Genomic DNA, 21694 nt, shown 5'->3' with positions numbered 1-21694 from the left:
TCCCCGGAAATCAAAGCGTGCAGGATACGCAGCCCTGCACTTCCGTGCCGGACAGAGCCATTTGACGAAGACGGATATAGTAGATTGTCTTGATGCCTTTCTTCCAGGCATAGATCTGCGCCTTGTTGATATCGCGCGTGGTCGCGGTATCGCGGAAGAAGAGCGTCAGCGACAAGCCCTGATCGACATGCTGCGTTGCTGCAGCATAGGTATCGATGATCTTTTCCGGGCCAATCTCATAGGCGTCCTGATAGTAATCAAGATTATCATTGGTCAGAAACGCGGCCGGGTAGTAGACGCGGCCGATCTTGCCCTCCTTACGGATTTCGATCTTCGACACGATCGGATGGATCGAGGAGGTTGAGTGATTGATATAGGAAATGGAGCCCGTGGGCGGCACAGCCTGCAGGTTCTGATTGTAAAGACCGGAGGTCATCACCGCCTGCTTCAGCGCCAGCCAATCTTCCTGTGTGGGAATTGCAGTGCCCGCGGCTTCGAATAACTCTCTTACGCGCTCGGTTGCTGGCAACCATTCCCGCTCGGTGTACTTGTCGAAATACTCACCGGAAGCATATTTCGAGTTCTCGAAGCCCTTGAAGCTTTGGCCGCGTTCAACCGCTAGGCGATTGGATGCGCGAACGGCATGATAGGTCACGGTGTAGAAATAGATATTGGTGAAATCGATACCTTCGTCTGAGCCGTAATAAATGCGTTCGCGGGCCAGGTAACCATGCAGGTTCATCTGCCCAAGGCCGATGGCATGGCTGTCATCATTACCCTTTTCGATAGAAGGCACCGACGAGATATGGCTCATGTCCGAGACGGCGCTCAGCGCCCTGATGGCCGTTTCGATGGTTTTGCCAAAATCCATTGAATCCATTGCGGCGGCAATATTCAGCGAGCCGAGATTACAGGAGATATCCTTGCCCATATGGCTATAGGACAGATCGGCATTGTATTCGCTCGCCTCGCTGACCTGAAGGATTTCCGAGCACAGATTGCTCATGGTGATGCGCCCTGCAATCGGGTTGGCGCGGTTCACTGTGTCCTCGAACATGATGTAGGGATAGCCGCTTTCGAACTGGATTTCGGCCAAGACCTGAAAGAAGTCGCGAGCCTTGATTTTCTTTTTGCGGATACGCGAATCTGCGACCATTTCACGGTACTTTTCTGTCACCGAAATTTCCGTAAAGGCCACGCCGTAGACCCGCTCTACGTCATAGGGAGAGAACAGATACATATCCTCATTGTTCTTCGCCAATTCGAAAGTAATATCCGGCACGACAACGCCGAGCGACAGCGTCTTGATACGGATTTTCTCATCCGCATTTTCGCGCTTGGTATCGAGGAAACGCATTATGTCGGGATGATGTGCGTTCAGATAGACCGCACCTGCCCCCTGTCTTGCACCAAGCTGGTTGGCATAGGAAAAACTATCCTCCAAAAGCTTCATGACTGGAATGATGCCGGATGACTGATTTTCAATCTGCTTTATCGGCGCGCCCGCTTCACGGATATTGGTGAGCGACAACGCAACGCCTCCCCCGCGCTTGGAGAGCTGCAGGGCCGAGTTGATACCCCTCGCGATTGATTCCATATTGTCTTCAATTCGGAGCAGAAAGCAGGACACCAGCTCGCCGCGCTGTTTCTTTCCCGCATTGAGAAAAGTGGGAGTTGCAGGCTGGAAACGCCCGGAAATGATCTCGTCAACCATATCCCGCGCCAGGGTTTCATTTCCTTGCGCCAGCGTCAGCGCCACCATGCAGATGCGGTCCTCGTAACGCTCAAGATAGCGTTTTCCGTCAAAGGTCTTCAGCGTGTAGCTGGTGTAATATTTGAATGCGCCAAGAAATGTTGGAAACCTGAATTTCTTGGCATAGGCATGGTCAAACAGATCGCGCATGAAATTGAAGGAATATTGATCAAGCACCGCGCGCTCATAATAGCCTTCGGTTACCAGGTAATCGAGCTTCTCGCGCAAATTGTGAAAGAACACCGTATTCTGGTTCACATGCTGCAGAAAATACTGCTTCGCCGCCATACGATCCTGATCGAACTGGATGTTGCCCTCCTCATCATAAAGGTTCAGCATCGCGTTCAGCGCGTGGTAATCCAGCACTGGTTCGTTGGCTGTCACTGGTCGTTCGAGCGTGAGCGTGTCCAAAATCGTTCCAATCCATGTTTGACGTTTACGACATCCTGCTCCGTGCCGATCAGCTCGAACCTGTAAAGGTAAGGCACCTGGCATTTGGCAGAGATGATGTCGCCCGCAATCCCGAAGGTCGCGCCGAAGTTACTGTTACCCGCGGCAATCACGCCGCGGAGATTTAAACGGTTTTCCGCCTGGTTGAGGAAGCGGATCACCTGTTTTGGAACGGCACCCTTGCCGCCATCGCCGCTATATGTTGGCACGATCAAAATATAGGGTGCGTTGATCTTCAGCTCCTCACGAGAGCCGATCGGTATCCGTTGTGAGGTGAAGCCCAGCTTGGAAACAAAACGGTGGGTATTCTCCGACCTGCTCGAAAAATAGACGATCCCACTCATGACACCCATCCCTCTCAGGCAAGGGTGCTGATCATATCCGGGCGGAAACCGGCCCAGTGTTTTTCGCCGGCGACAACCACAGGTACCTGGCGGTAGCCGAGGCTCTGAACCAGTTCGAGAGCATCCTGATCGTTGGAAATATCAATAACGTCATACTCCATACCCTGCCGGTCAAGAGCTCGGGTCGTGGCGGTGCACTGGACACAGGCCGGCTTGCTGTAAACGACAATATTCATGACTTCCTCATTTGATTTTGGTCGTGAGAACATGGTCTGGCAGCTCTGATTGCTGCCAGCTAGTTTGGTTTAAAACTGTATGACTTACTCAAGTGCCGCCCGATTTACGGCGGGTCGCCCACAATCAATGCGCTGGATAGGTTTCTCATGCACTTCACCCTGTAGCTCGCTCGTGGAGGGGCAGGGAAGCGTTTTACACGGAAAATCCCCGTGCATTGGCGCGACCGCTCCGGCACCCCGCCGGTGGACTCATCAGATCAAGGCAGGTCTCCTGGCTCGCAGATCAACGCACTTATTCTTGCCTTCCCGGGGCCTAGAGCCCCAGTGACAGTATCGAACACGTGCTAGCCGCTTACAGTTGCGGGGGCAGCTCCGGCATCACAGTACCTTATTGGCACCACTCACCGTATTCCCGTCTTAGCTTCCCACTCTCGCGAATCGGAAGAACCTTGAACACTATATATAGTAGTGGATGTTAAAAATCCGTCAACAGCTAGATCAAACCAAAATTGAAACTATGCACAGCTGCCAATCAATTTGGCGCTGCGCACGAAAATGGAATGAGTGAGGAAGGGACTACACGTCCTGATTGTCGGTCTGACGATTCAAGCTGAGGGCTATAAGCGTGCACACAGCACCGGAGAGCAGATAGCCGCCCGCAGCTATCAGGCCGAAATGGCTGGATAGCAGCAGCGCGACCAGCGGTGCGAAACCCGCCCCGAACAACCATGCCATATCGCTGGTCAATGCCGAGCCGGTATAGCGGAACTTCTTTGAGAAGCGCGAGGCCACTGAGCCGGATGACTGGCCGAAGGACAGACCAAGCAAAATAAATCCGAGGATCATGAAGATCAGTTCGCCGATGTCGCCGCCATCAAGCAATTGAGGAGCAAATCCACTGAACACGGCAATGGCTATGGCGGTGCCGCCCAGCAGATTCCGGCGTCCGACGCGGTCGGCAATCGTGCCCGACGCAAACACGGTAATGACGCCCACAGCCGCTCCGAATGCTTCAATCAAAAGAAAGCGGGCCGGGCCCTGATCCGTAAACAGGAAGACCCAAGACAGTGGAAATACCGTTACCATATGAAAGAGCGCAAAACTCGCAAGCGGTGCAAAAGCACCAATGACCACGTGGCGACCTTCATGCTGTAATGTGTTGGCCACCGTCGTTGGCTGCAGTTCTCTGCTTTCATATAATTTTGCATATTGCGGCGTAACAACCATTCGCAACCGTGCAAACAGCGCCACCACATTAATAGCGAAAGCAACGAAAAACGGATAGCGCCAGCCCCAGCCCAGGAAGTCTTCTGCGGAAAGATTGGCAACGAAAAATGCGAACAGCCCCGCCGCAACCATAAGCCCCAAGGGAGCACCGAGTTGCGGTATCATCGCATACCAGCCACGGCGTTGCTTGGGTGCATTGAGCGCCAGAAGCGATGCGAGGCCATCCCACTCACCGCCCAGCGCAAGTCCCTGTCCTATCCGGAACAGTGCCAAAAGCGCTGCAGATGCCCAACCGACCTGGGCATAACCGGGGAGGAACGCCACCGCAACGGTCGAGCTACCAAGCAGGAACAGGGCAATCGTCAATTTCACGCCACGGCCATAAGTGCGATCGATCTGCATGAAGATAACCGTGCCGATCGGCCGCGCAAGAAAGGCCAGCGCAAAAATACCGAACGAATAGATCGTGCCCGTCAGAGCATCAACATAGGGGAACACCAGTTTCGGAAAGACCAGCACGGAGGCAATAGCATAGACGAAGAAGTCAAAGAATTCGGACGTTCTGCCGATAATCACGCCGATGGCAATCTCGCCAACGTTAACGTCGTCATGTCGCGAGTGAAGGCGCGTTGCGTCCTGCTCAAGCGTTGTCGAAGATGCCGCTCCTGTTTTCGCGCTCATTGCCCGGTGCGCTCCTCGATCAAATATTGAAACCGTTCAGGTCTGCTCGTTTGCGGTCACTGCTAGCGTATCCTTTATCATTGTGACACACTACGGGAGGATTGGGCAAATTGTCCAATGTCGCTCTGACTATGGTGCAGCTAGTGATGGCGCAACTAGGCGCTGTTTCCATTGACAGGAAGTCTCTTGAACCGTTTTTTTGCCATCGCCCTGCTTCCACTGCTTGCATTGCTTAGCGCGTGCAATGCTGTTGTCATGAGCCCGTCAGGCGACGTAGCCGTGCAACAGCGCGACCTGATCATTATTTCTACCGTCCTCATGCTTGTCATTATCATTCCCGTGATGGTGCTCACCGTGTTCTTTGCCTGGAAATACAGGCAGTCAAACACAGATGCGCCTTATGACCCGGAATGGGATCACTCCACCCAGCTGGAATTGATCATCTGGGCGGCGCCGCTGCTGATCATCATCTGCCTTGGCGCGGTCACCTGGATGGCGACACATTTGCTCGATCCCTATCGTCCGCTTGGACGCATTTCCCCCGGCAAAGCAGTTTCCGAAACGGTCAAGCCATTGCAGGTCGAAGTAGTCGCGCTGGATTGGAAGTGGCTCTTTATCTATCCGGAATATGGTATCGCCAGCGTCAATGAAATGGCCGCTCCCGTCGATCGCCCCATCGCTTTCCGGCTGACCTCCTCGGCGGTGATGAACTCGTTTTATATTCCTGCGCTAGCCGGGCAGATATACACTATGCCGGGCATGCAGACGAAGCTGAGCGCCGTCATCAATCACCCCGGCGAATATGAGGGCTTTTCGGCCAATTACAGTGGCGCCGGTTTTTCTGGTATGCGCTTCGCTTTTCATGGCCTGCCGGATGAGGGTTTTGAAAAGTGGATTGCCGACGTCAAGTCAAAAGGCACCACTCTTGATCGGATGACCTATCTGCAACTGGAACAGCCCAGCGAAAAAGTACCGGTACAGCATTATGCAAGTGTTGATCCGGAACTGTTCAGCGCAGTTCTCAACCGATGTGTGGAACGCGGCAAGATGTGCATGAGCGAGATGGATGAAATCGATGCCAAGGGTGGCCTTGGCATGGCCGGCATCTATAATACTCGTTCACTGGAATACGATAAGTACACAAGGCGTGGCGGCGCTGTCTTTGGCCCTGATCCTGCATTTGTTGTCGGCATCTGCACCACGGAAGAAGCCCTGCAGGCCAGCATGAATATACAGACGCTGCCGCCCCTCAATACCTCTCCGTTTGTTGGTGCGGGTCTTCCCCGCCCCTCACCAACCCAACTGTTCGGTCTACAGCGCCGACCGTCTAATAGCTGAACGAAACGAGCCCGATATGTTTGATAATCCCGAACTTATAAAGCTGGTTTTCGGTAGGCTCACGCTGGAATCCTTCCCGCTGCATGAACCTATCCTTGTTGTGACCTTTATCGTAGTCGCACTCGGAGGCATCGCCGTAGTGGGCGCACTTACCTATTTCCGTCTTTGGGGATATCTTTGGCATGAGTGGTTCACAACAGTTGACCACAAGCGCATCGGCATAATGTACATGATCCTCGGCATCATCATGTTGCTGAGAGGCTTTGCCGACGCCATCATGATCCGATTGCAACAGGCAATGGCGTTTAATGGGTCCGAAGGATATCTCAACGCCCATCATTTCGATCAGATATTCACCGCGCATGGCGTGATCATGATCTTCTTCGTGGCAATGCCTCTTGTTACCGGCTTGATGAACTTTGTTGTCCCATTGCAGATCGGTGCCCGGGACGTATCTTTTCCATTCCTCAACAATTTCAGCTTCTGGATGACTGCCGCTGGCGCGGCACTTGTAATGATGTCGCTGTTTGTGGGCGAGTTTGCCAGGACCGGCTGGCTGGCCTATCCGCCGCTTTCGGGTATCGGATACAGTCCGGACGCCGGTATGGACTACTACATATGGGCGCTGCAAATAGCGGGCATAGGTACGCTGCTGTCGGGCGTCAATCTGCTCGCAACCATCGTCAAGATGCGCGCGCCGGGCATGACCATGATGAAGCTTCCGATCTTTACGTGGACCGCTCTTTGCACCAACGTTCTGATTGTGGCCGCCTTCCCTGTCCTGACGGCAGTGCTGGCTTTGCTCACTCTCGATCGCTATGTCGGCACGAACTTCTTCACCAACGACTTTGGCGGCAATCCGATGATGTATGTCAACCTCATCTGGATTTGGGGTCATCCGGAAGTCTATATTCTCATTCTGCCCGCTTTCGGCATATTCTCCGAAGTGACATCGACCTTCGCCAGCAAACGTCTGTTTGGCTATACCTCGATGGTTTATGCCACCATCGTTATTACCATTCTTGCCTATCTGGTCTGGCTTCACCACTTCTTCACCATGGGTTCGGGCGCGAGCGTGAATTCGTTCTTCGGCATCACCACGATGATTATTTCGATTCCAACCGGGGCGAAGATATTCAACTGGCTCTTTACGATGTATCGCGGGCGGATTCGATTTGAACTGCCCATGATGTGGACGATCGCCTTTATGCTGACCTTTGTCATTGGTGGCATGACAGGCGTTCTGCTCGCCGTGCCTCCGGCTGACTTTGTGCTGCACAACAGCCTGTTTCTTGTTGCGCATTTCCATAATGTGATCATCGGCGGTGTTCTATTCGGGCTTTTTGCCGGTATCTATTACTGGTTCCCGAAAGCTTTTGGTTTCAGGCTCGATCCATTTTGGGGCAAGATGTCCTTCTGGTTCTGGGTCGTGGGATTCTACTTCGCCTTCATGCCGCTTTATATACTGGGCCTGATGGGCGTGACACGACGCCTGCGCACATTCGAAGATCCGTCCTTGCAGATCTGGTTCATGATCGCCGGTTTTGGTGCATTTCTCGTTGCTATCGGCATTCTGTCATTCCTCATCCAAATCTTTGTCAGCATTCGTAATCGCGAAGCGTTGCGCGATTTGACTGGCGATCCTTGGGACGGTCGCACCCTGGAATGGTCCACGGCCTCACCCCCTCCAGCCTATAATTTCGCTTTCACGCCAGTGATTCACGATCTCGACAGCTGGTACGACATGAAAAAACGCGGTTACAAGCGCCCTGAAAACGGTTTCCGAGCCATCCATATGCCAAGCAATACGGGCACCGGAATAATCCTGGCCGGAATAAGCATCGTTTTTGGATTTGCGATGATCTGGTACATCTGGTGGCTCGCGGCAGTAACGGCTATCGCATTGGTGGCGGTATCGATTGGGCATACATTCAACTACAAGCGCGATTTCCACATATCGGCAGATGAGGTTGTATCGAGTGAAAATGCCCGTACCGAACTTCTTGCTGCAGGGCTGAAATCATGAGCAGAGCAGCCGCGCATGTGACCACTGAAGATCCTGTGTTTTATCTGACTGACGAACATGACCATGCCGAAGGCGGCAGCACCATGTTCGGCTTTTGGATTTACCTGATGAGTGATTGTCTCATCTTTGCTGTGCTGTTTGCGACCTACGGCGTATTAGGCGGAAACTATGCCGCCGGTCCTGCGCCCAAAGATTTGTTTGATTTGCCACTGGTCGCGGTCAATACGTCGATGCTGCTCTTTTCATCGATTACTTATGGTTTCGCCATGCTCGCCATGGCAAAAGGCCGGGTGGGCTCCACACAAGCGTGGCTCGCCCTTACGGGTCTGTTTGGTGCGGCATTCCTTTGCATCGAACTTTACGAATTTGCCCATATGATTCATGAAGGTGCCACGCCCCAGCGCAGCGCCTTTCTCTCTTCCTTTTTCACATTGGTCGGAACGCATGGGCTTCACGTCACCATTGGCTTGATTTGGCTTGTTACCTTGATGGTACAGGTTGCCCGCTATGGGCTGATCCAAGCCAACATGCGGCGCCTGATGTGTCTTAGCATGTTCTGGCACTTTCTTGATGTCATCTGGATTGGTGTCTTTACGTTCGTTTACCTGATGGGAATGCTACGATGAGCATAAAGGCAAAGGCCCACCACGACAGCCACAATCATGATGAAGCCCATTCTCACGGCTCGCTCAAATCCTATTTGATCGGGTTTGGCTTATCCGTGATCCTGACTGCCGTACCCTTCTGGCTTGTCATGAGCGGTGCGTTGGATTCCAAGCAAACCACCGGCCTCGTCATTATGGCATTCGCCGTGGTGCAGATTGTCGTTCACATGATTTTCTTCCTTCATATGAATGTCCGCTCCGAGAATGGATGGACAATGATGGCACTCATCTTCACGCTTGTGCTGGTCATTATCACGCTCACCGGTTCGCTTTGGGTTATGTATCATCTGGATACGAACATGATGCCCAGCATGGATATGAGACAGATGCCATGAAAAAAGCCCTGACCGCGCGCGGGCTTGCCGCAAGCGGCGAGCGGGTCGGGGAGACAGACAATTCGCGCGAAGACGATAGGCGCCTGCCCTCAATCAAACTGGTATTGATCGGTGGCCTTGTCCTTTTCTGCATTATCGTGCTTACCAGCCTTGGTATCTGGCAACTGCAACGCCGTGTCTGGAAGCTTGATCTGATCAACCAGGTTGAGCAAAGAGTGAATGCTCCGGCTACGGCGGCCCCCGGCCCCGATATATGGGCCGGGATCAATGCCAAGGATTTTGCATATCGCCACGTCACGACCAGCGGAAAATTTCTCGACAAGCCGGCTGCGCTTGTGCAGGCGGTAACAGCGCGCGGCAGCGGATTTTGGGTGCTGAGCCCTTTTCAAAGTACAGATGGATTTACCGTTTTCATCAATCGTGGCTTCGTTCCAACGGATAAAGCGCGTGATGAATGGCGGGCGGACCATCTGCCGCCAATCACCATAACCGGACTGTTGCGCTTAACGGAGCCCAAGGGCGGATTTCTGCGCAACAATGACCCGGTCGGAGACCGTTGGTATTCGCGTGATGTCATGGCTATGGCAGCAGCTCACAATATCGGCCCTGTTGCTCCATATTTTATCGATGCCGATGCAAATCCTGATCCAAACGCGCTTCCGATTGGGGGGCTTACTGTCATTTCCTTTGCCAACAACCATCTGGTCTATGCCCTGACCTGGTTTGGCATGGCGCTTTTGCTGGGCGCTGCCTCGACTATTATCGGGCGAAATGAATGGCGAGCCCGGCAGCGCCCAGAATACAGATCGGGTTGAAACCATGAGCGAGACCAAGACGACTCCTATCGCTACACTGCCGGATCAATCCGACATCAGTGCTTCTATTTTTCCTCCCGCCGATCACACAGCAAACTGGAAAAACATGACGCTGCTGGTGCAGCTGCGCTGGATCGCTGTCATTGGCCAGATCGTCACCATTACCGTGGTGCATTCGGCTATGAAAATAACCCTGCCCATTGTCGCGATGGGTGTCGTCCTGTGCGCTTTGGTCGTTCTCAATCTTGCAAGCATATTGTGGCTGCGTCGGCGTCGGAGCGTTACAGCGGCAGCCTTGTTCATTGCTTTAGTCCTGGACGTTGCCGCCCTCACCGTGCAGCTTTACCTGAGCGGCGGGGCAACCAATCCATTCATCTTCCTCTATCTTCTTCAGGTGACGCTCGGCGCAGTGTTGCTTGATGCAAGATTGACATCCGCCATCGTCGCCATCGCCAGCGTAAGCTTTGCCGGGCTGATAATATTCTACAGGCCATTGCTCTTGCCGGGTCATGCGCCTGATGAACTGTTCCGGCTCCATATATTCGGAATGCTTTTATGTTTCATACTTGATGCCGCGCTTCTTGTTGTCTTCATTGCCCAGATCAGTCGCAATTTGCGTGAACGGGACGCCAATCTTGCGGCGCTCAAACAACATGCTGCGGAGGAAGACCATATCGTCCGCATGGGCCTTCTCGCATCGGGTGCAGCGCACGAGCTGGGTACACCATTGTCTTCGCTATCGGTGATATTGGGTGACTGGAGACGTATGCCTGCTTTGTCCCGCGACCCTTCAATGTTGCAGGAGATAGACGAGATGCAGGCTGAGGTTCAGCGCTGCAAGGCAATTGTGACCGGTATCCTGCTATCTGCCGGAGAGGCGCGGGGCGAGTCTCCCAAAATCACGACGGTAAATACTTTTCTCGATGAACTTGTCAGTGAGTGGCGAGCAGCCAGATCCGGCGCGAGGCTGTCTTATGGCAACGCATTTGGGCTTGATATTGCCATTGTGTCCGACTCCGCATTGAAACAGGTCATCTATAACATTCTTGACAATGCCTTCGACGCCTCCCCCAATTGGATAGGTTTTATGGCAGAACGCGATGGCGATACCCTTGTGCTGCGTATCAGCGATGCCGGACCTGGATTTGCCGCCGAGATGCTGGCACAGTTTGGCAAGCCCTATCAATCAAGCAAGGGCAGGCTTGGCGGCGGGCTTGGTCTTTTCCTCGTGGTCAATGCGGTGAGGAAACTTGGAGGTGTCGTGTCCGCCAGAAATCTGCCGCAAGGTGGGGCCGCAGTAACAATGAGTCTGCCACTCGCCTCGCTTGCAATTGGAGCACGTTCCCATGTCCGATAAGCGTCGGTTGATTATCGTCGAAGATGACATCGCTTTCGCCAAGACGTTGAAACGTTCCTTCGAACGACGCGACTATGATGTCCTGCTGGCGTCCAGTCTGGAGGAGCTCACCGAGATCCTGAAAGAGAATTCACCCGGTTATGCGGTCGTCGATCTGAAGCTGGCGGGCGCATCTGGTCTGGCATGTGTCGAGGCATTGCACAGCCATAACGCATCGATGCTGATCGTTGTCTTGACCGGGTTCGCAAGTATTGCGACCGCTGTCGAGGCCATTAAGCTTGGCGCCTGTCACTATCTCGCCAAGCCATCCAATACGGATGATATTGAGGAGGCGTTCAGCAAGGCGTCGGGCAATGCCGATATAGCACTGACTGCTCGCCCCACCTCAATCAAGACGCTGGAATGGGAACGTATTCATCAAATGCTTGTTGAAACGGACTTCAACATTTCCGAAACAGCCAGGCGGCTGGGCATGCACCGGCGTACCTTGGCCCGGAAGCTGGAAAAACGGCGCGTGACCTGAACGGCGTCAGCAACATTTTTTGCGCTATCGTGAAAATAATTTTGTAGCTTTGTCGAATCGGACCTTCCCCCAAACGATTATGGGTGTTCAACAAGCTAACTGAAGGAAATCAGATTATGCGTTACGCCTGTCTCATCTATTACAATGCAAAAACACTCTTTGGCGGAAGTCCTGAAGCCAATGCCGCACTTTCCGAATGCGCCAACTATGATGAAAAACTGAAGGAAAGTGGCCATTTCGTCATGGGTGAAGCCCTTGAACTGCCTGAAAACGCCATGACCTTACAGGTCCGCGATGGCAAAATGTCAGCAGTCGATGGGCCTTTCATGGAAACCAGAGAAATGCTGGGCGGGATTATCCTGATTGAAGCCAACGATCTCAATGACGCGGTGCGTGCCGCATCGGGACATCCCTTGGCAAAGATCGGTTCCATCGAAGTCCGCCCGGTTGTCGACTTCAGCACGCCGCCGCCGGAACTGTGAACCGGCCGGGTGCAAACGCCGCCTTTGAAACCATCTATCGTTCCGAAAAGCGCCGCGTCCTTGCAACATTGATCCGTCTTCTCGGCGGATTTGAAGCGGCGGAGGAGGCCTTGCAAGAGGCCTTCACCGCCGCCGCAGAGCGTTGGCCGCGCGATGGTATTCCGCAAAATCCCTATGCCTGGCTCGTCTCTACGGGACGATTCAAGGCCATTGATCGCTGGCGCAAACAGGCGCGGCTCGCTGCTGCCATGCCCGAGCTTACTGCCCTTTCCGATGAACTCTATGAACCTGCAGTGCCAGAAGATATCAGCGATGATGAACTACGGCTGATCTTCACCTGTTGTCATCCGGCACTTCCTGCCGACGCACGTATCGCCCTCACCTTGCGCGAGGTTGCGGGATTGACGACTGAGGAGATTGCGCGGGCCTATATCGCTCCTGCCCCAACCATCGCCCAGCGTATTGTCAGGGCAAAGAGTAAAATTCGTGAAGATGCTATTCCCTATGAAGTGCCAAGCCATGCCCAACTTCCAGAACGCCTCGAAAGCGTTTTGCGGGTTATTTATCTCATCTTCAACGAGGGCTATGCCGCTACTGAAGGACCGGGGCTGACACGGGCCGACCTTTGCGCCGAAGCAATTCGGCTCGGTCGGCTTATGGTTGATTTACTGCCAGACCCGGAAGCTATGGGCCTGTTGGCATTGATGCTTTTGCATGAAGCACGACATCACACCCGTATCGACCAAGCAGGAGATATCATATTGCTGGAGGACCAGGACCGGTCGCTCTGGGATCGTCGCCTGATCAACGAAGCTGGAGCACTGGTGGAGCAGGCATTTGCCGCCCGCAAGATAGGTCCCTACGTCCTTCAAGCTGCCATTGCTACCGTCCACGCCAACGCATCGACAACCGAGGGCACGGACTGGGCGCAGATCGTTACGCTATATGATGTCCTGCTGCGTGTGGACCCATCCCCTATAGCAGCCTTAAACCGTGCTGCAGCACTTTCAAAACGTGATGGACCTGAAGCGGGCCTTGCTGCCATCGAAGCAATTATTCAGCAAGGACAACTCCAGAATTATCCATTGGCCTATGCAGCCCGTGCCGATATGCAACGACAGCTGGGGATGGTGGAAGCCGCCGTCGATTCTTATCAGCGCGCCATAGCGCTGACGCGTCAACCTGCAGAGTTGCGCTTTCTCAAGTCGCGCCTCGCAGCCTTGTCATCAGGATAAATTCTCAAAACCCAAATGACTGCTGGGCTGCAGGTGGAACACCAAGATGGACGCCCTCCAATTCAAGCATATGTGCCTTCGCGACCGAACCGCCAGGCGCTGAAAAGCCACCGACCTTACCTCCGGCGGCCAAAACCCGATGGCATGGGATAATCAGAGGAATCGGGTTTTTCGCCATGGCCTGACCAACGTCTCTTGCGGCTTCCGGGCCTGCTCCAAGTTCTTTTGCGATTGTGCCGTATGTGGTGGTATTGCCCCAGCCAAGCCGTCTCGTTTCCGTATAGACCTGCTCGAAAAACGGCTCCTGATCACCAACGTCTACTGCAACACCGGAGAAATCTGTTTCTTCTCCCTTAAAGTATCGCTTTACAGCAGCAATTACTTTCGCAACCTGCGCTGTCGGTTCGCTGGATAGTGCTTGGGGCAAGCGACGAAGCAGAATGCGCTCTGTCGCCTCGGCGCTTTTCGTCGGCAACTGAAACCGCGTAATACCAATATCGTTCCAGGCGATACCGCAGAATCCGCCTGCGGTATCAAAAACACAATAGTGATGTATCGTCTCGTTCATGGAGGCAGCCTCAAACTTCGTTCTGCCTAAAGAATCGTGGACTTCGACAAGAAATTCAATCCGATTCTTGCATGCGCTGTCAGCAGACTTAGTCAGTCGGCAGCGGACATAACAATATCGCAGAGTCCTTTGCGCACGATTTTTTCCGACGTTACCTGCCCCTGCTGGATGTTGAACATGGCATCGACCCGTGTACCCGCGCCCTTCTTGCGAGCCACTATCCGCAAGGTTTGCTCGCGACCGGAGCCCGTGGTCTCTTGGTAAGCGTCAATTGCTCCCAAGGACTTGTCGACCTGTATTCCCAAAAAACCTTCCGCAGCCACCGCCTGAGCAAGTGTTTTCAAAACCTGATCTGCTTTGACCTTTGGAAAAACATATGAGGTTTTGTAATTCATTGCCGTTATTAAGGGAACTCCTGTCACCTTAAAGTTACTTTCGCAAGTTTGCGCATGACTTGCCGAAACACCGACTACCGCAAACAGTAAAGCCAGAACAACTTGTTTTTTCAATGGTAGGACTCCCCCGAGTATGATGAAAAAGCTTGCCAATCTCAATCTGAGAATTTTGCCCTAAAGTAAAGAAGCTTTTTCATCATTATACCAGGAAAGCAAAAACGGGATCGCTTCCCTGGTAACTCTATGGAACTGACGACACGTCAACAGCGTGGAGAAATGCCGCTTTTCCGGTTGCTTATGCTGCTTTGCGAGTAGCTCTCAGGGCATCGTCAAAACTTACATGTCCTGCAAAGCCACCAGCGGAGACTGCCTGTTCTTCATGCTCGATCGCATGGGCGAACCTTACGCCTGCATCAGCTTCCAATCTTTGGTGAAGCGCGCTCAGACCGGGATAGTTAGCGTAGCTTGCTGTCTTGTGAAAATCGCTCCAACGGGCGATTCCCATAAAGTATGCATCTGCCAATGTCCGGTTATCACCCAGCAGCCATGGCCGGTTTCCAAGCAGGAGTTCCAAGTCCTCATGAGCCTTGGCTACCTTTGTCTTACCATAAGCAACCAGCACCTCCCTTTCGTTTTCATCGCTTGCATGTTCAAGTGCATACCAAAGCGATGCATATGCGTTGAAAAAGGTGGTGTTCAAAAACGCCAGCATCTGGTTCAGGCGATCAAAGTCTTTCGTGCCCTGCCTGAAGGCTATTCCCTGTTCAACAGCTCCGGCTCCGATATGGTTGAGGATTGCCATGCTTTCGCTGATAAACTCGCCGCTTGCCGTACGCAGAGTCGGTGTCTCCCCAATAGGATTGATCTGCCGGTAAGCCTCGCTGGTAACGGTTTCCGGCATTGCAATGCGCGAGAGTTGATAGGGTTGCCCAGACCATTCCAGCGCGACAATCGAACCGAAAGAACAGCCCTCGGGTACCCCGTAAAAAAGTATTTGTGTCATGATTGTTTCCTGTTTTTCCATTCAAGGCTCTTCCGCCTTCACGCCTATTAGTTATTATTATTGGACGATCTTTCGGTAGGCTGCAATTTTGCAACCTATCGTCTACATATGTGGACTATGGGTGATGCGGATGATGAATCTCAATGATCTTTATCTTTTTGTTCAGGCCGTTGAAGGCGGGAGCTTTTCGGAAGCCGGGCGACGTCTCGGTATTCCCAAATCGACAATCAGCAAGCGTATAGCCGAGCTTGAAACGGAGCTGGGTGCGCGCCTTATCCACCGCACATCGCGCAGTTTTTCATTGTCAGACGCTGGCCGTGACTTTTTTAATCATGCCCGTGGTGCGTTGATTGAAGCGGAAGCGGCAGAGAATATCGTTCGAAGCCGCATGGCCGAACCGAGCGGCACGGTGAGGCTGACGGCTTCCATTCCTGCGACACAGTTTTATCTGGCGGACTTCCTTCCGGTAATCGCCGGCACGTACCCCAAGATAAATCTGGAAATGCATGCGAGCGACCGGTTCGTCGATCTTGTCCAGGAAGGCTACGATTTGGCAATTCGCAGTCACTTTGCACCCTTGCCGGATTCGGACCTCATCCAGAAACAGTTGATGCTCGAACCGATATTTGTCGTTGCGTCTCCCGGATATATTTCCGCACAAGGTGCTCCCGCCACCCCGCACGACTTGATCAATCACTTTGGTTTGCTAACTGCTCCCGGAGCAGAAAACTGGCACCTTGTTTCTGACACTGGCGTGGCGGTAACGGCAAAACCGATCCGGAGAATGATGGCCAATGAATCGATAGCCTTGATCAAGGCGGCTATTGCCGGACTGGGGCTGACCTGTCTGCCCTCGTCAATTTGCGCCAGCGCAATCCGAAGCGGAGATTTGGTCCGCGTTTTACCCGACTGGTCAGCCGGAACTGTGACAACCACACTGCTGATGCCCCATCGTCGCGGTCAATTGCCCAGCGTCCGGGCCGTCGTGGAGTTTTTGTCAGATCAACTGCCGAGAAGCGTCAACTGACCAATCGCGAGCCGGCATTAGATACATAAACTCGTGAGCGCTCCAGTTCATAACGGATTTGCAATTGTTTCAGAGTACACAATGCCAGATTGCAGACTTCGGTTTGAAACCGGCTTTATGATTGCGTTGAGTAGTGTCCATGTCCGTGTCCGGCAAATCAGAACAAAGAGAACTGGAACGCAAACGGACAAGATTGCGCTCGGGTAAACTTGTGAGCTTGGATGGACAATTCCTCACCGAGTGCCATTTTCAGGATCTGGCCAAAGGCGGAGCCCGCATAAGGATCATCGGCCAGTGCGACATACCTGAGCGTTTCTGGTTATTTGACGATCAATATTGCGGCGCGCTCATCACACACATTGTCTGGCGCAAGAATCTGGATATTGGGGTGCGGTTTGCGCCCGATTCAACCGTCGCTCCATTGAGCGAAAGCGTGCTTCATGCATTGTCGGGCAAATATTATTCACTCGGCTAAAACGGGATCAACCGCGGCTGATACCTTTGGTGTTTTGATCGCGGATTTCCTTGGATGAAATATAATTGAATTGCTGAACCAGGAGATCTTTAACAAGCGGTTCGGGGAAACGCGCATTGACCCCATCGATAATGGCCTGTTTTACGTCCTCGAACTTGACCGCCTCCACCTCCTTCACATCGGAGTAGTGACCGTAAAACTGCCGGAATATCTCATCATTGATGAAAAACGATACCGGTGTTTTGACGGAGGCTTTTACAGCGCTGTCGATCGTATAAATAAGCTGAGTCACAACATAGCCTTGAACGGCACCGTCGATAATAATTGGAACACTGAAAACTTCCGTTTTTCCGTCATCAAGCGGCTGAGCATCATGCGAAGTCACTGCGGCAGTGGCTGAGTTTTGCTGGACAGCAAAATAAAGCGAGCCGAGAGCAACAGCGCATATCCACAATCCGATGATGACGATGCGTATCATGCGCCCATGCCGTCCCGCATTTGCCGCGCCGTATAAGTGCCGTCAGCTTCATGTGTTTCCAGCGCGTCGCGGATTATTCCCGTCAGTTCGCTGACAGCCCGCAGATGCAATTTCAACGCTTCACAATTACGCTCCAGCTTGAGCCTCAGACTGTCAAGAACCGGCTGAAGTGTCTTGAGCGCTGGGTTATCGACCGATTTCACAGCCTTTCCCAGGGCCTTGTTAAAATCCCGCAATCCACGGCTTTTGCTTGCATTGATATCGGCAAGATCAACAGCCCCGCCTTCCATGAGCAGATCTGTCTCATACTCAATAACATCTTCCAATCGCTGGATGGCGATGAGAACAGGACCAAGCGATGGATTAAGACCTATATGCTGCTTGTTGTCGTTGACGGTTTCCATATTCATTCCTTCCAATCTTTCGGCCGCAGCCGTTCGATCTGGTAAAATACCGGGTTTCAACCCTGCTCTTTCGTAGAAATTGGCGAAGTGGTGCCAAGAGGCTGAGCCACTTCGTTTTTAATTCGTTTGGCACTTTGCTCTTCCAGCATGCGTGCAATTCCAATTCCGCCTGCGTCTGCCATCTGATTGGCAAGGGCTTCGGACATCATCGACTTCCAATATCCCCCTGCGATGCCTTCGCCATAGACCGCTTGATTCTCGCCGGTGAACATTGATTCAATGAAGGATTGCAGCATGACGGCTTCAAACTTTTTGAAGGCCGGATTTGAAACAGGTGTGTTTGATTGCACACCCTCGGAACTGACCCTCCCTGCCTGCAAATGGGCAAAACTCTCGCCGGACAGCGGGGTTTGTGCCGCAGCCCGATCAGCAGCCACGCTTCGCAATCTTTCCATCGCTGCCCGCATGGCCTGCGGATCAGCGGCCTTCGTCGCATCCAACACCAAATCAGAAGGCGAATTAATAGACATAAAAGACAGACCCAAACTGTTTCATGTTTATGACACTAGCTGTTCAAACTTGACTGAGGCTTGAGCCTTCATTTGGGGCCTGTCTTTAATTTGCGGCTTTTCCGAGCAACTGGCTGATATATTCATCGATTTCGACAGTGGCATGGTGGCGTTGTTGTTCGCTTTCATGGGATCGCAACCGGTCGTTCAGGACATCCAGCGTTCTTGAAATCTTCAACAGGTTCTTGCGTTGAACGGCCATCTGATCCGTCAGATGAATTGCTCTCATTCTGTTCGTTTCCAGTCGTCGTATGATGAGGTCTGGAGGAACCAGATCAGCGCCGGGTTTGAATCGGTCATCCTGCATTTTGAATAGCGCCTCGCTCTCATCCCCAATCGCCACTAATTGCGCAGTGAGACCGGCAATGGTCAGTTCGGACCGGGCCTTTGCCAGTTTCTGCAATCGGATCAAGGCAAGATATGAAGCACGCTTGCTGGTTGCCATCAAAATGTCCTCAGATAAGAGCCGGCTTCGCTTGTGAACAATCTGAGCAGGTCCGGCATGGCGAAGTAGAGCAGCATGAGACCGCCAGCCAGAACGAATGGCATTGAGATAAAGTAGACAGGAATGGCAGGCGTCAGCTTGTTGATCAGTCCAACGGCAACATTCACGACAACTGCAAAAACAATGAACGGTGCAGCTATGCGGATGGTGCTCATGAACGCCTTTGAAAGCGTGTCTGTCAGATTGACCATGGCTGTGCCCGGCTGGAAAATGCCGTCTACCGGGATCGCGGTATAGGATGACAGGAGCGCGCGAAACACCTCCAGATGTAAATCAGTGATGAAGAAAAGACAGAGCGCCGATAGCGTAACAAAGCTTGCGATTGCTGCTTGCGGCTCCTCACCTTCAATCGACCCGGCCGGTGCCCCGGAATAGCCGACAGTCATTGCGATCGTATTGGCCATGAACTGCAAGGCCCAGAAATACATGCGGGCCAGCACACCGATCAGCCCGCCGACAATAATTTCCACCACAATGATCCGCATCAAAACGAGAGGAGCGGCCTTTGCTGCTGGAGCCACTTGGGTCAGCACCAATGGAACCACCATGAGCGAACATGCCAGGGCCAGAAAAAGTCGTATCTGAACGGGGATGCGCGGGCTGGAAATGCCCGGCATGATCAGCAGGCAAGCACCAACGCGCGCGAACACCAGAAATCCGGCAAGTGCCGTATCACTGAGCGGAAGCATTAGAGCTCACGAGATCGTTCCAAGGGAGCGGACCTCAACACCCCTGGCTATTTCCACATGGGAAAGAACCGATAGGGTTGTGAACAAGCGCTCGATGATCATGCGGATATAGGGCCGCGCTTCCGGCGAAGCGACCAGAACAAAACGCTCCCCCGCATCGAGATGTTTGCGAATTGCGGTGGTCGCTTCCGTTCCAAACTGTTCAAGCAAACGCGGGTCAATGTCGAATTCCGTGACCTCCCCCTTGGCATCCCGCTTGAGGCTTTGATGGAAAACCAGATCCCAGCGATTGCCCAGGCGCAACACGGAAAGCACGCTATTGTCGGCAAGATCGCCGCAAATCTGCTGTGCCATGCGCATACGCACATGCTCGACGATCATCTCCGACCGCCGGACATGCGGCGCCACTTCAGCGATAGCCTCAAGGATTAGATTGAGATTGCGGATCGAGACCCGTTCCGAGAGCAAAAGCTTCAAAACCGCCTGCAAGCCGGAATAAGTGAGATTGGCAGGGCAGATATCATCAAGCAGCTTCTTGTATTCCGGGCCAAGCCGGTCGAGCAGCGCCCGCATATCTTTGTAGGACAGCAATTGCGAGAGATTATTGCGCACGATCTCGCTCAGATGCGTGAGCAGGACCGAAAGATTATCGACAGTCATATAGTTGTCGCGCTTGAGTTCTGCCGCGAATGTTTCGGGAACTGAGTAAGCCTTCATACCGAAAGCCGGTTCGCGCACTTCTTCGCCGGGAACGTGTGGCGGTGGCCGATCTCCGGGAATGACAAGGATTTCGCCGACGCGTAGCTCATGCGACGCCACTACGGTTCCGTGAATTTTGATACGATAGGTTTTCGGCGGCAGCAGAAAATCGTCCGTAACCTTTATTTCAGGCACGACAAAGCCGTATTCGACCGCGAATTTCTTGCGCATTTTGTTGACACGATGCGCCAGTTCCAATTGCGAGGACATCAGCCGCGAAGAAAGTTGCTTGCCAAGGCAAAGTTCGATTTGTGCTGTTTCCAGCGATGCCTTGACAGAATTGCGGTCTTCGTCCTCGGCGGTCTTCTGCTTGATCGCCAGTTCAGCCTGCGCTGCGGCGGCAACCCTGGCCAGCTTGCGGGGTACAGAAATGCCAATTGCGGTCAAACCGATGGCAAGGATAAAGAATGGAAATGCTGGCAGACCCGGCAATATACCGAGCACAAAGAGCAGAAGAGCAGCTACGAAAAGAGCTTTTGGATAGGCGCCCAACTGTCCGAACACAGCCTTGTCCGTCGATCCCCGGGTGCCCCCCTTGGAGACAAGCAGACCCGCTGCCAGCGATACGATCAATGCCGGTATTTGCGTAACCAGACCATCGCCGACAGACAGTTTGGTGAATACGTCAGCAGCTTCGCCGACTTCCATACCGTGCCGGGTCACACCGATAATGATGCCACCAAAAATATTGACTGCGGTTATGATCAAGCCGGCAATCGCATCGCCGCGTACGAATTTGGAGGCGCCGTCCATCGACCCGAAGAAGGCACTTTCCTCTTCCAATTCGCGGCGGCGGTGCTGTGCTTCCTTCTCATCAATAAGTCCGGAGGATAGATCCGCGTCAATCGCCATCTGTTTGCCCGGTATGGCATCGAGCGTAAAGCGTGCTCCTACTTCGGCAATACGCGTTGCACCCTTGGTGATGACGAGAAAATTCACGATGATCAAAATTGCAAAGACCACCAGACCGATAACGAAATCACCGCCCATGACGAATTGCGAAAAGCCATGGATGACCTGTCCCGCCGCGGCATAACCTTCGTCGCCGTGGGTTAGAATAACGCGGGTTGTTGCGATATTGAGCGAAAGACGCATCATCGTCGCGATCAGCAGTACAGTGGGGAATGCAGAGAAATCAAGCGGACGCTGTATCCACAGCGAAACCATCAGGATCAACACGGACAGGGCGATAGAAAAGGCAAGTCCGATATCAAGAACCATCGGGGAAACCGGCAGGAATAGTACCGTCAGAATAATGACGATGCCGAGCGCAAGACCGACATCACTGCCGGTCAGGTAGCCCTTATCACCCAGTCGTTTTACTGCTGCCTGCTGCACGGCATTCTCCTATTGTC

24 protein-coding genes and 1 riboswitch are annotated in these 21694 nt (G+C 53.1%); of the genes, 11 read left to right on the top strand and 13 right to left on the bottom strand.

Going from position 1 to position 21694, the window contains the following annotated elements:
* Nucleotides 1-10: 10 nt before the first annotated feature.
* The 4 genes from nrdE to V9K92_RS04780 form a co-directional block, all read right to left on the bottom strand.
* The gene (gene nrdE, locus V9K92_RS04795; RefSeq protein WP_337353419.1) at nt 11-2164 is read right to left on the bottom strand and encodes a class 1b ribonucleoside-diphosphate reductase subunit alpha; all 2154 of its coding nucleotides are present in this window, start codon (nt 2162-2164) and stop codon (nt 11-13) included.
* Complete coding sequence (nrdI, locus tag V9K92_RS04790) at nt 2134-2547, bottom strand: class Ib ribonucleoside-diphosphate reductase assembly flavoprotein NrdI (protein ID WP_337353418.1); 414 nt, start codon at nt 2545-2547, stop codon at nt 2134-2136. Before nrdI ends, nrdE begins: the two co-directional genes overlap by 31 nt.
* 14 nt (nt 2548-2561) lie before the next feature.
* On the bottom strand, nt 2562-2783 hold the full coding sequence (gene nrdH, locus V9K92_RS04785; RefSeq protein WP_307277369.1) for a glutaredoxin-like protein NrdH: 222 nt from the start codon (nt 2781-2783) through the stop codon (nt 2562-2564).
* 244 nt (nt 2784-3027) lie between these two features.
* Nucleotides 3028-3250, bottom strand: a riboswitch (cobalamin riboswitch).
* A gap of 109 nt (nt 3251-3359) precedes the next feature.
* Nucleotides 3360-4691 (bottom strand): MFS transporter, encoded by a 1332-nt coding sequence (locus V9K92_RS04780; RefSeq protein ID WP_337353417.1) that lies wholly within the window; start codon nt 4689-4691, stop codon nt 3360-3362.
* A gap of 186 nt (nt 4692-4877) precedes the next feature.
* Between V9K92_RS04780 and cyoA the strand changes: the two genes are divergently transcribed.
* The 9 genes from cyoA to V9K92_RS04735 all read left to right on the top strand — a co-directional run bounded on the left by cyoA (nt 4878) and on the right by V9K92_RS04735 (nt 13467).
* The gene (gene cyoA, locus V9K92_RS04775) at nt 4878-6029 is read left to right on the top strand and encodes a ubiquinol oxidase subunit II (protein ID WP_337353416.1); all 1152 of its coding nucleotides are present in this window, start codon (nt 4878-4880) and stop codon (nt 6027-6029) included.
* A gap of 16 nt (nt 6030-6045) precedes the next feature.
* A complete protein-coding gene (gene cyoB, locus V9K92_RS04770; protein ID WP_337353415.1) occupies nt 6046-8055 on the top strand; it encodes a cytochrome o ubiquinol oxidase subunit I in 2010 nt (669 codons plus the stop codon).
* Nucleotides 8052-8681: a cytochrome o ubiquinol oxidase subunit III gene (gene cyoC / locus V9K92_RS04765; RefSeq protein ID WP_115055011.1), complete on the top strand. Its 630-nt coding sequence runs from the start codon at nt 8052-8054 to the stop codon at nt 8679-8681. The genes cyoB and cyoC overlap by 4 nt, the downstream gene beginning before the upstream one ends.
* Nucleotides 8678-9055 (top strand): cytochrome o ubiquinol oxidase subunit IV, encoded by a 378-nt coding sequence (gene cyoD, locus V9K92_RS04760; RefSeq protein ID WP_307277354.1) that lies wholly within the window; start codon nt 8678-8680, stop codon nt 9053-9055. Before cyoC ends, cyoD begins: the two co-directional genes overlap by 4 nt.
* A complete protein-coding gene (locus V9K92_RS04755) occupies nt 9052-9870 on the top strand; it encodes an SURF1 family protein (protein ID WP_337353414.1) in 819 nt (272 codons plus the stop codon). Before cyoD ends, V9K92_RS04755 begins: the two co-directional genes overlap by 4 nt.
* Nucleotides 9871-9874: 4 nt before the next feature.
* On the top strand, nt 9875-11227 hold the full coding sequence (locus tag V9K92_RS04750; RefSeq protein ID WP_337353413.1) for an ATP-binding protein: 1353 nt from the start codon (nt 9875-9877) through the stop codon (nt 11225-11227).
* Nucleotides 11217-11750, top strand: a complete 534-nt coding sequence (locus V9K92_RS04745) for a response regulator transcription factor (protein ID WP_307277347.1) — start codon at nt 11217-11219, stop codon at nt 11748-11750. Before V9K92_RS04750 ends, V9K92_RS04745 begins: the two co-directional genes overlap by 11 nt.
* Nucleotides 11751-11866: 116 nt before the next feature.
* Entirely contained in the window at nt 11867-12232 is a 366-nt protein-coding gene (locus V9K92_RS04740) for a YciI family protein (protein WP_307277344.1), read from the top strand.
* Complete coding sequence (locus tag V9K92_RS04735) at nt 12229-13467, top strand: RNA polymerase sigma factor (protein WP_337353412.1); 1239 nt, start codon at nt 12229-12231, stop codon at nt 13465-13467. Before V9K92_RS04740 ends, V9K92_RS04735 begins: the two co-directional genes overlap by 4 nt.
* Before the next feature lie 4 nt (nt 13468-13471).
* Here the strand turns inward: V9K92_RS04735 and V9K92_RS04730 are convergent, their stop codons facing one another.
* The 3 genes from V9K92_RS04730 to V9K92_RS04720 all read right to left on the bottom strand — a co-directional run bounded on the left by V9K92_RS04730 (nt 13472) and on the right by V9K92_RS04720 (nt 15433).
* Nucleotides 13472-14035, bottom strand: a complete 564-nt coding sequence (locus V9K92_RS04730) for a methylated-DNA--[protein]-cysteine S-methyltransferase (protein WP_337353411.1) — start codon at nt 14033-14035, stop codon at nt 13472-13474.
* A 92-nt stretch (nt 14036-14127) separates the two neighbouring features.
* The gene (locus V9K92_RS04725; RefSeq protein ID WP_443094428.1) at nt 14128-14583 is read right to left on the bottom strand and encodes a hypothetical protein; all 456 of its coding nucleotides are present in this window, start codon (nt 14581-14583) and stop codon (nt 14128-14130) included.
* Between the two features lie 142 nt (nt 14584-14725).
* The gene (locus V9K92_RS04720) at nt 14726-15433 is read right to left on the bottom strand and encodes a glutathione binding-like protein (RefSeq protein WP_115055119.1); all 708 of its coding nucleotides are present in this window, start codon (nt 15431-15433) and stop codon (nt 14726-14728) included.
* Nucleotides 15434-15557: 124 nt separating this feature from the next.
* Between V9K92_RS04720 and V9K92_RS04715 the strand changes: the two genes are divergently transcribed.
* Both V9K92_RS04715 and V9K92_RS04710 read left to right on the top strand, forming a co-directional pair.
* Nucleotides 15558-16460, top strand: coding sequence for a LysR substrate-binding domain-containing protein (locus V9K92_RS04715; RefSeq protein ID WP_337353410.1), 903 nt, complete (start codon nt 15558-15560; stop codon nt 16458-16460).
* 139 nt (nt 16461-16599) lie between these two features.
* Nucleotides 16600-16935: a PilZ domain-containing protein gene (locus V9K92_RS04710; protein ID WP_115055003.1), complete on the top strand. Its 336-nt coding sequence runs from the start codon at nt 16600-16602 to the stop codon at nt 16933-16935.
* Nucleotides 16936-16942: 7 nt separating this feature from the next.
* Here V9K92_RS04710 and V9K92_RS04705 read toward each other — a convergent pair whose 3' ends face one another.
* From V9K92_RS04705 to flhA, 6 genes are all read right to left on the bottom strand, one after another.
* Nucleotides 16943-17413: a hypothetical protein gene (locus tag V9K92_RS04705; protein WP_336441454.1), complete on the bottom strand. Its 471-nt coding sequence runs from the start codon at nt 17411-17413 to the stop codon at nt 16943-16945.
* Nucleotides 17410-17817 (bottom strand): flagellar protein FlgN, encoded by a 408-nt coding sequence (locus V9K92_RS04700; protein ID WP_337353409.1) that lies wholly within the window; start codon nt 17815-17817, stop codon nt 17410-17412. Before V9K92_RS04700 ends, V9K92_RS04705 begins: the two co-directional genes overlap by 4 nt.
* Before the next feature lie 56 nt (nt 17818-17873).
* Nucleotides 17874-18347 (bottom strand): rod-binding protein, encoded by a 474-nt coding sequence (locus V9K92_RS04695; protein ID WP_115055000.1) that lies wholly within the window; start codon nt 18345-18347, stop codon nt 17874-17876.
* An 85-nt stretch (nt 18348-18432) separates the two neighbouring features.
* Entirely contained in the window at nt 18433-18831 is a 399-nt protein-coding gene (locus V9K92_RS04690) for a hypothetical protein (RefSeq protein WP_336441452.1), read from the bottom strand.
* A complete protein-coding gene (gene fliR, locus V9K92_RS04685) occupies nt 18831-19580 on the bottom strand; it encodes a flagellar biosynthetic protein FliR (protein WP_307277319.1) in 750 nt (249 codons plus the stop codon). Before fliR ends, V9K92_RS04690 begins: the two co-directional genes overlap by 1 nt.
* A gap of 6 nt (nt 19581-19586) precedes the next feature.
* Entirely contained in the window at nt 19587-21677 is a 2091-nt protein-coding gene (flhA, locus tag V9K92_RS04680; RefSeq protein ID WP_115054997.1) for a flagellar biosynthesis protein FlhA, read from the bottom strand.
* Nucleotides 21678-21694 lie beyond the last annotated feature (17 nt).

Origin of the sequence: Phyllobacterium sp. CCNWLW109, from assembly GCF_037203905.1 — a bacterium.
In the GTDB taxonomy this organism is placed as follows: domain Bacteria; phylum Pseudomonadota; class Alphaproteobacteria; order Rhizobiales; family Rhizobiaceae; genus Phyllobacterium; species Phyllobacterium ifriqiyense.
This window is presented reverse-complemented; position numbering and strand designations above follow the sequence as displayed.

Excerpts from the sequence above, each read along its gene's own strand:
- nrdI (WP_337353418.1), bottom strand. The coding sequence starts at position 2,547 with ATGAGTGGGATCGTCTATTTTTCGAGCAGGTCGGAGAATACCCACCGT.
- nrdH (WP_307277369.1), bottom strand. The coding sequence starts at position 2,783 with ATGAATATTGTCGTTTACAGCAAGCCGGCCTGTGTCCAGTGCACCGCC.
- V9K92_RS04780 (WP_337353417.1), bottom strand. The coding sequence starts at position 4,691 with ATGAGCGCGAAAACAGGAGCGGCATCTTCGACAACGCTTGAGCAGGAC.
- cyoB (WP_337353415.1), top strand. The coding sequence starts at position 6,046 with ATGTTTGATAATCCCGAACTTATAAAGCTGGTTTTCGGTAGGCTCACG.
- cyoC (WP_115055011.1), top strand. The coding sequence starts at position 8,052 with ATGAGCAGAGCAGCCGCGCATGTGACCACTGAAGATCCTGTGTTTTAT.
- cyoD (WP_307277354.1), top strand. The coding sequence starts at position 8,678 with ATGAGCATAAAGGCAAAGGCCCACCACGACAGCCACAATCATGATGAA.
- V9K92_RS04755 (WP_337353414.1), top strand. The coding sequence starts at position 9,052 with ATGAAAAAAGCCCTGACCGCGCGCGGGCTTGCCGCAAGCGGCGAGCGG.
- V9K92_RS04750 (WP_337353413.1), top strand. The coding sequence starts at position 9,875 with ATGAGCGAGACCAAGACGACTCCTATCGCTACACTGCCGGATCAATCC.
- V9K92_RS04745 (WP_307277347.1), top strand. The coding sequence starts at position 11,217 with ATGTCCGATAAGCGTCGGTTGATTATCGTCGAAGATGACATCGCTTTC.
- V9K92_RS04740 (WP_307277344.1), top strand. The coding sequence starts at position 11,867 with ATGCGTTACGCCTGTCTCATCTATTACAATGCAAAAACACTCTTTGGC.
- V9K92_RS04730 (WP_337353411.1), bottom strand. The coding sequence starts at position 14,035 with ATGAACGAGACGATACATCACTATTGTGTTTTTGATACCGCAGGCGGA.
- V9K92_RS04720 (WP_115055119.1), bottom strand. The coding sequence starts at position 15,433 with ATGACACAAATACTTTTTTACGGGGTACCCGAGGGCTGTTCTTTCGGT.
- V9K92_RS04715 (WP_337353410.1), top strand. The coding sequence starts at position 15,558 with ATGCGGATGATGAATCTCAATGATCTTTATCTTTTTGTTCAGGCCGTT.
- V9K92_RS04710 (WP_115055003.1), top strand. The coding sequence starts at position 16,600 with ATGTCCGTGTCCGGCAAATCAGAACAAAGAGAACTGGAACGCAAACGG.
- V9K92_RS04705 (WP_336441454.1), bottom strand. The coding sequence starts at position 17,413 with ATGATACGCATCGTCATCATCGGATTGTGGATATGCGCTGTTGCTCTC.
- V9K92_RS04700 (WP_337353409.1), bottom strand. The coding sequence starts at position 17,817 with ATGGAAACCGTCAACGACAACAAGCAGCATATAGGTCTTAATCCATCG.
- V9K92_RS04695 (WP_115055000.1), bottom strand. The coding sequence starts at position 18,347 with ATGTCTATTAATTCGCCTTCTGATTTGGTGTTGGATGCGACGAAGGCC.
- V9K92_RS04690 (WP_336441452.1), bottom strand. The coding sequence starts at position 18,831 with ATGGCAACCAGCAAGCGTGCTTCATATCTTGCCTTGATCCGATTGCAG.
- fliR (WP_307277319.1), bottom strand. The coding sequence starts at position 19,580 with ATGCTTCCGCTCAGTGATACGGCACTTGCCGGATTTCTGGTGTTCGCG.